Origin of the sequence: Marilutibacter spongiae (assembly GCF_014145325.1) — a bacterium.
Lineage (GTDB): Bacteria > Pseudomonadota > Gammaproteobacteria > Xanthomonadales > Xanthomonadaceae > Marilutibacter > Marilutibacter spongiae.
In genome coordinates this window covers 1-6,173 of sequence record NZ_JACHTF010000029.1, presented here as the reverse complement: position 1 = coordinate 6,173, position 6,173 = coordinate 1, and the positions used below count along the sequence as shown (strand labels likewise).

Sequence of the window (6,173 nt, the reverse complement as noted above, 5' to 3'; positions counted from 1 at the left end):
CTCGAACACCTCTTTTGCCAAGTCGATGGCGACGGTCGTAGCATGCATGGCGTGGACTCCTCTCGTGCTCCCGTGTCCCGATCCAGTATCGGTCTGGCTCATCGAAGCCGTGTGGCGACGCGGGAGGAGTCCATTTCATCATTCAAGCCGAAGCCGCTTCGCGGGCCGGCCTAACTCAAGTATTGGGTGTCATATGCACCTTCGAATGCACTTGGTGGGAATCCTGATCCTCGCGTTCGCCGTGTCTGCCTGCGCGCATTCGACGGTCAAACCGTTGATCGACACGCGGCCAGCCGTCAACGTCCAGGAGCTGGAGGGGCGTTTTCGCTTCCCGAAGTGTGTGGTGTCGGTTCCGCTTACGCAGGATCAAGCCATTGCGAGTGCAGGATCGGTGGGTGCGCCGCGCATCAATGAGCGTCAGGAATGGCGGGAGCTGACCGAGAAGATTGCACCAGGTGATGAACTGCGCCATGTCTGGTGTATGCCGCGCCGAGGACGCGGAGGTGTCGACCTTGTGGGGCTCTTTCGTGGCAAGCATCTCCTCGCAGAAGTCCATACCGTGTTCGTGGATTAAGGAGCACGAGGGTGGCATCCAGCAATTCGTCCAAGCCAACGTCGCTTCGCGGCGGGGCGCAACTCGGGTGTTAGGCATATGAAAGCAGGCGCGCTGTTACTGATGCTCCTGGTCGCTGGTTGCGCGCTCACTCCAACCCCGACCTCATCTGTCACGTCACGCGTAAGCTCCACTGCTGCGAGCTGCGGGCTCCTTGGCCAGGACCATTCCGTTCTGCTCAAAGTCCACAACTCCGGGCCGGGAAAGCTCCGTATCAAGGCGCAGGGCGAGTCGGGTCCACCGTTCCGGATGGGTTGGCCGTACTACTCAATCCTGAGCGGCACATCTGATCCTGCACAAGCGTACAAGAGCCCTGCCGGACACGGCCCCCTGCCTCTGGCAACTGTCTCTGTCGGTCCCGGCGACGAGACGGAGTTCTTGCTCTATCTCCCGGAGGGCACCCCGATCTCTGGCGCGCTGCGCTACCGCGTGCAATTTGAGGATCTGGCAGGTCAGGTGCATTACTCTGCACCCTTCAGTGTGTGCGTTACGGGCTCAATGCCCGGTATCAATTCAAGCCGGAACCGCTTCGTGGCGAGGCTCCACCACGGTGCCAGGCTGATGAGAGATGAAGCGTAGCATCCACATTCCTGCCCTGATCCTTCTGGCCGTCACCTTGGGAATCACGGGGGCGGTGATCTTGCTGCTCTGGCAGGCCAGCCAGGAGCCTCCCCATGTCATCCGATGCGGTCATGGCGGATACTCGGTAGTGTCATGCGACACCGACTTCGGCAACCGCGTATTCATTGTCGTCCTGATCGCCGCACCAATAATCGTCGGCCTTGCCCACAAGGCGTTTTTCACAGAGTTCAAGCACACCAAGTGAGCCGCATCCCGGCAATTCATTCAAGCGAATCCATTCCTCGGCCCGGCTCGCTCCAGGCGTCAAGGCACACGAAAGACAATGCAGCCACCCATTGTTGTTGTTGAAAGCGGAGACATCTGCGTCTTCCCATCCGTGGACGCCGCCGCTCGCTACCTTGAGCCTGTTGACGTGCGCAACGGCGAGTATGTTGCCTACGACAGCGCCGGATTTCTGCTAAAGCTCGTTCCAACCGAGCCAGTCGTGAGCATTCCCGGATATCTGTCCAGCCGCTCCCGCCAGGGACAGTTGGCAGAAGTCCTGCGCTTGTACTTGTCACGGGTGTCCATCGAACCCATCCTGACAGAGACAAGGTCTCTTGATGACCTTCTTTCGATCCATGTCAGCCGTTTCGGCTACACGGAGTGAGCACTGACGGGTCATTCATGCCGACGCCGCGGCTCGGCTCAACGCAGGCCAGGGCACCTGCGGAGAGGTACATGCAACGTCGCTCCACGTTCTTGACCCTGTGCCACTTTCCCGCATTTTCCACAACAGGGGTCAGAGCAGGCTTTCCCAGTATGAGGCGAGGAAAAGTACGCCGACCCCAGCGTCCCGGCGGCGCCTGCCCACCCGTCAACCACCACTCGGCCTGATCCACGTGCCAGCTTTCCAGTGCATGCACCAGAAATTTTCTCCCGGTGACATCTTTGGCGTGCCGCTACCCGACGGCTCGATGGCAGTCGGCCAAGTGCTGAGCCTTGAACCTGACGCTCTGAATGCAGTTGGGTGCCTTTTTACTGCGGGGGTCGTGGCAGGCGGGAAGATCATTTCTGCGCCAGAGCCACTCGCCGCCCTGCTTGTCACGCCGGACCTCCTCCAGAGCGGCGCGTGGGCAGTCAAGAGTTCAGGCCCCATCACATTGGAGCCGAGAGAGCGCCCATATGAAGCGTTTCGTGGCTCCGGCTGGGTCGGTGCCAGGATCGTGGGCTCCGCAAATGTCCAAGCACTGTTGTCTGCGTACCATGCCCACATCCCTTGGGATGACTGGCACGATCCAGATTACCTGGACTCGCTGTTGCTACCGGGCGTATCCAGACCGGAATCTGCGGTGCTCCGCAAACGCAGGCGCCAACAATTCGTCGAATCCGCCCCCGCTTCGCGGCCCGGCTCGGCCCAGGTATCGGCGGCCCACGATGACCCCATCTCTAGCTGAAATAGACGTGGCTGAGCGCCCCCATCTTGGAGCAATGGGGGCGCCCGTGCTGCAACGGTCACTCGGACTACTTCGCCAGCGCTGGATTGCTGGCTGCCGCGATAGGGAAACAGCGCTCAGGCTTCTCTTCCTTTGCTGGTACGGCAACATCGAGCCGCCGTCGCTTACCGGTATCGAAGGCATTCCCGATGGTCAAGAACTATGCGAGCAGGCTTACGCCAGCTTGGGGGGTTCGGCCTGCCAAGACCCGGAGGTCTGTTTTGTCGTGGCACTGATGATCGAGCTATGCCCCTGGTGTCTGGGGAATCCAGACCACTGGGAGACAGCAGGGCCTCCCGAAGCATCCGATGCCTATCGCCCGCACGTGTCGGCCGCATCATTTGCAGGTCGCGGCGTGTACGGCGAATACTTCACCTATATGCTCACCGGGGTAGGCGGCTAGCAGTTCGTTCAGGCCACACCCGCTTCGCGCGCACCGACGACCCCAGCGGCCCAGTCCGACTCAGGTAATGACCCTCATGAAACTTCTCTTCGCCCTCGCACTTGGCCTTTTGCCGCTTGGACAAGCCTGCGCGTGCGGCAATGAGTTGGCCGGCACCTGGAGGTCAGACAAAGACATGTCGATGGCTTTTGCCAGGGAAAACTCCAGGATCCAGCCCAAGACAGAGGCGTTCCTTGATGCTCTGTTTGGCCACATGACACTCACGTTCTCGAGTAGCGAGCTACACATCGCCATGCCCGACATCGAGGTTCCCGTCTCCGGACAGATCCGCCCCTTCGCTGGTTTCGACGAGCGCAAGTCATACAAGGTGCTCCTTTGCAACGACTCAATGGTCGTTTGGTCGGCACGGCGACCTTTCGACCAGGATATCGATGCCACCACCTTCAATTTCGTGGACCGGGATACGGTCTGGGTGTATGCCGGCAGCACGGTGCCTGGCATGCCGGATCTGCATGTACGCGAGTACTTCCAGCGAGTACGCTGATCTCCGGAAACTCCTTCAAGGCGAATTCGCTTCGTCTCGTGGCTTTCCATCCCTGGCAAAACAGAGTTCAGAGTAGGCTTTCTCTCCAAGAGTTGAGGAACGGTACTCTGACCCCTTTCCGTACATGGGCTCGCCAGATTGTCATCAAGGATCCACCCAACGCGACGGCGCTTGATGGCCGATCCGGCACTCCCGAAGACTGACATGGCATCTGTCGTGATCCTGCCGGGGCTGGACGGCACTTCAGCACTGCTCGAAGACTTCTGCTCCACGATGAGCGGCCTGGGCGTGCCCGCCCGAGCGGTCGCCTACCCGCCCGACCGTCCGTTGGGCTATGCAGAGCTGGAGCCGATTGCCCGGGCGCAACTGCCCGTGTCGACGCCTTTCGTACTGCTGGGCGAGTCTTTCTCGGGACCCTTGGCGATCCGGATCTCATCCGATCCTCCGCCGGGTCTCGTAGGGGTGGTGCTGTCGACCACGTTTGCCCGGTCTCCGGTTCGCGGCCTGTCGCCGCTGGCATCGCTCGTTCGATTCGCGCCCGCCCGACCGCCCATGCCGTTGCTTTCCTGGTCGCTTCTCGGACAATGGGCCACCCCGGGTTTGCAGCGGCAACTCCGCGCCGCGCTCCATTCGGTCAGCCCGGCCGCGCTCCGCGCGCGGGCTGCCGCGGCACTGCGCGTCGACGTTTCCGGCTTGCTGGGCCTGGTCCGCATGCCAACGCTGCAGCTCGTCGCGAGTCATGACCGACTCCTGGCCAGCTCGGCCCCGGCCCGGCTTTCCACGCACCTGCCATCATGCCGAACGGTCAGGCTCGCGGGACCGCACCTGCTCCTGCAGGCATCCACGCAGCAAGCCGCCCAGGCGGTTGTCGCGTTTGCGCGTGGGGTTCCAGCCGACGAATCCGTGTTCCAAAGCCTGGCCGCACCGTCTGGCAGCCCGATGCAAGCCCCGGAGGGGCAAGCATGATCGGACGCAGGCACCTCGCGTGGATAGCCCTCGTGGCGGCCGCCGTTGCCGGCGGCCTCTGGCTTGGCGCTGCGCGCGGCTGGCAGTCGCCCTCCGACCCCACCGATCAGCTCGGTCTGGAATTCCGCTTCCTGGGGTGTGATGACTGGCCCGAGGATCGGCCGTACGGGACGACCCTCCAACGCTCCGGGTTGCAGCCCGGTCTCATGCTCCGAGTCAGCCACCCGGCAAGCTGCGGCTATTCGGTCCGGGCACCCAGGTACAAGCTGTCGGACGATACCCTGCGGCTTTCCTACGACCTGCATGCGCCCTCGGGCGAGTTCGCAGCCTGCGTGTGCGAATACAAGTCGGAGTTCCGCTTTCGTTCCGACCCCGGGGCACGGCGTGTCGTTTTCGATCACTCTGAAAGCTGACGAGCTCTCGGCCGTTTCAAAACAGGGGTCAGAGTGGACTTTCTCTACGCGAGATTGGAAACGGTACCCTCACCCCTGCTTCCCCAAGTCGATCCCTGCTGCCGTCATCACGATTCTCCGCTACGGTCGAAGGGTCAAGAGCATCGCGCCCGAGGCCCACGCCTATCAGTTCGAGGGCAACCTCGACCAACTGTTCGGGCGCAGGGCGCGAGATCCGGCGTGCGGCCCCGGCTGAATTACGGTGGTGCTGACACCGACGCGTTTTCGGGCTCGCACGCGGGGCTCTCGGCATCTACAGTAGGCAATCTGGAAGACATAAGGCGTTAGGCCGTCAATGTACCTTGCCACTACCCTGGTTGCTCTCGCGCTCAACAGCCCCGCCTCGCCAGAAGCTGAAAAGTTACTCGGGGACTTGGCAGTCGAACTGGCCGCCGCGCGCGCCAGTGAATCGATCGCGTTAGTGAAGTGTCCTGCTTCGATTGATCCGTTGGTTGGGCTCACTGAGGACGCTGTGCACTCAAGACTTGGCGCGCCTGACCTCGATCAACCCGGAACGGGGTTTGACGGTGAGGACGTCAAGGTGCGGCAATACCTTTTTGCTCCGCCCCATGCTGGATGGATTGGCATGGCCGTATCGGCAGGCGGCTACACTGCGGTGGCGCCGTTTGGGGAGCCTTTCACCGTACTGCGGCTCTACTACGACCTTAGCGGAAAGATGCTCGCGGCCCGATGCTACGATCGGCCCAACTAATCGTTCAAGCCGACGCCTTCGGCGAGGCTTAACTCAAGGTGTTGGCCGTCATAGGCGGGTTCGTGGACAAGATCGACCTTAAAAGCGATCTGAAGACTCCATACAGGCCCTCCGCAAAGTCGGTCGTTGAGGTTGGGGTGCCTGCGTTCAACTTTCTCATGGTTGATGGCGATGGTAACCCCAACACTTCCGAGAAGTACAAAGAGACGGTAGAGGCGCTCTACTCCGTCTCGTACACCATCAAGTTCGCGCTAAAGCGGGAAAAGGCGCTCGACTACGTCGTAATGCCACTTGAGGGCTCGACGTCCCCCCGCCTTCAGTAGCAAGGCGGTTTAGAGTCCGGGATCAATCGTAGCGGATGCCAGCTGGCTGGCGTAGTCGCTCGGGGTCAGTCCGCCGAGCACCTTCTTGGGTCGCTCCTCGTTG

9 protein-coding genes are annotated in these 6,173 nt (G+C 61.6%); all 9 read left to right on the top strand.

The annotated features are described in order from the left end of the window. Positions 1–214: 214 nt before the first annotated feature. The 9 genes from H4F98_RS16500 to H4F98_RS16460 all read left to right on the top strand — a co-directional run bounded on the left by H4F98_RS16500 (position 215) and on the right by H4F98_RS16460 (position 6,070). Entirely contained in the window at positions 215–574 is a 360-nt protein-coding gene (locus H4F98_RS16500; protein ID WP_182688924.1) for a hypothetical protein, read from the top strand. A gap of 607 nt (positions 575–1,181) precedes the next feature. Further along, on the top strand, positions 1,182–1,439 hold the full coding sequence (locus H4F98_RS16495) for a hypothetical protein (protein WP_182688923.1): 258 nt from the start codon (positions 1,182–1,184) through the stop codon (positions 1,437–1,439). A 78-nt stretch (positions 1,440–1,517) separates the two neighbouring features. Continuing rightward, positions 1,518–1,844: a hypothetical protein gene (locus tag H4F98_RS16490; RefSeq protein WP_182688922.1), complete on the top strand. Its 327-nt coding sequence runs from the start codon at positions 1,518–1,520 to the stop codon at positions 1,842–1,844. Between the two features lie 794 nt (positions 1,845–2,638). After that, complete coding sequence (locus H4F98_RS16485) at positions 2,639–3,073, top strand: hypothetical protein (RefSeq protein WP_220479263.1); 435 nt, start codon at positions 2,639–2,641, stop codon at positions 3,071–3,073. A gap of 76 nt (positions 3,074–3,149) precedes the next feature. Next, positions 3,150–3,617 carry a hypothetical protein gene (locus H4F98_RS16480; protein ID WP_182688920.1) on the top strand — a complete coding sequence of 156 codons (468 nt, stop codon included), beginning with the start codon at positions 3,150–3,152 and terminating at the stop codon, positions 3,615–3,617. Positions 3,618–3,821: 204 nt separating this feature from the next. Then, positions 3,822–4,583, top strand: coding sequence for an alpha/beta hydrolase (locus H4F98_RS16475; protein WP_182688919.1), 762 nt, complete (start codon positions 3,822–3,824; stop codon positions 4,581–4,583). After that, positions 4,580–4,996: a hypothetical protein gene (locus tag H4F98_RS16470; RefSeq protein WP_182688918.1), complete on the top strand. Its 417-nt coding sequence runs from the start codon at positions 4,580–4,582 to the stop codon at positions 4,994–4,996. The genes H4F98_RS16475 and H4F98_RS16470 overlap by 4 nt, the downstream gene beginning before the upstream one ends. Positions 4,997–5,330: 334 nt before the next feature. Beyond that, entirely contained in the window at positions 5,331–5,747 is a 417-nt protein-coding gene (locus H4F98_RS16465; RefSeq protein WP_182688917.1) for a hypothetical protein, read from the top strand. Positions 5,748–5,809: 62 nt separating this feature from the next. After that, the gene (locus H4F98_RS16460; protein ID WP_182688916.1) at positions 5,810–6,070 is read left to right on the top strand and encodes a hypothetical protein; all 261 of its coding nucleotides are present in this window, start codon (positions 5,810–5,812) and stop codon (positions 6,068–6,070) included. The last annotated feature ends 103 nt before the right edge of the window (positions 6,071–6,173 follow it).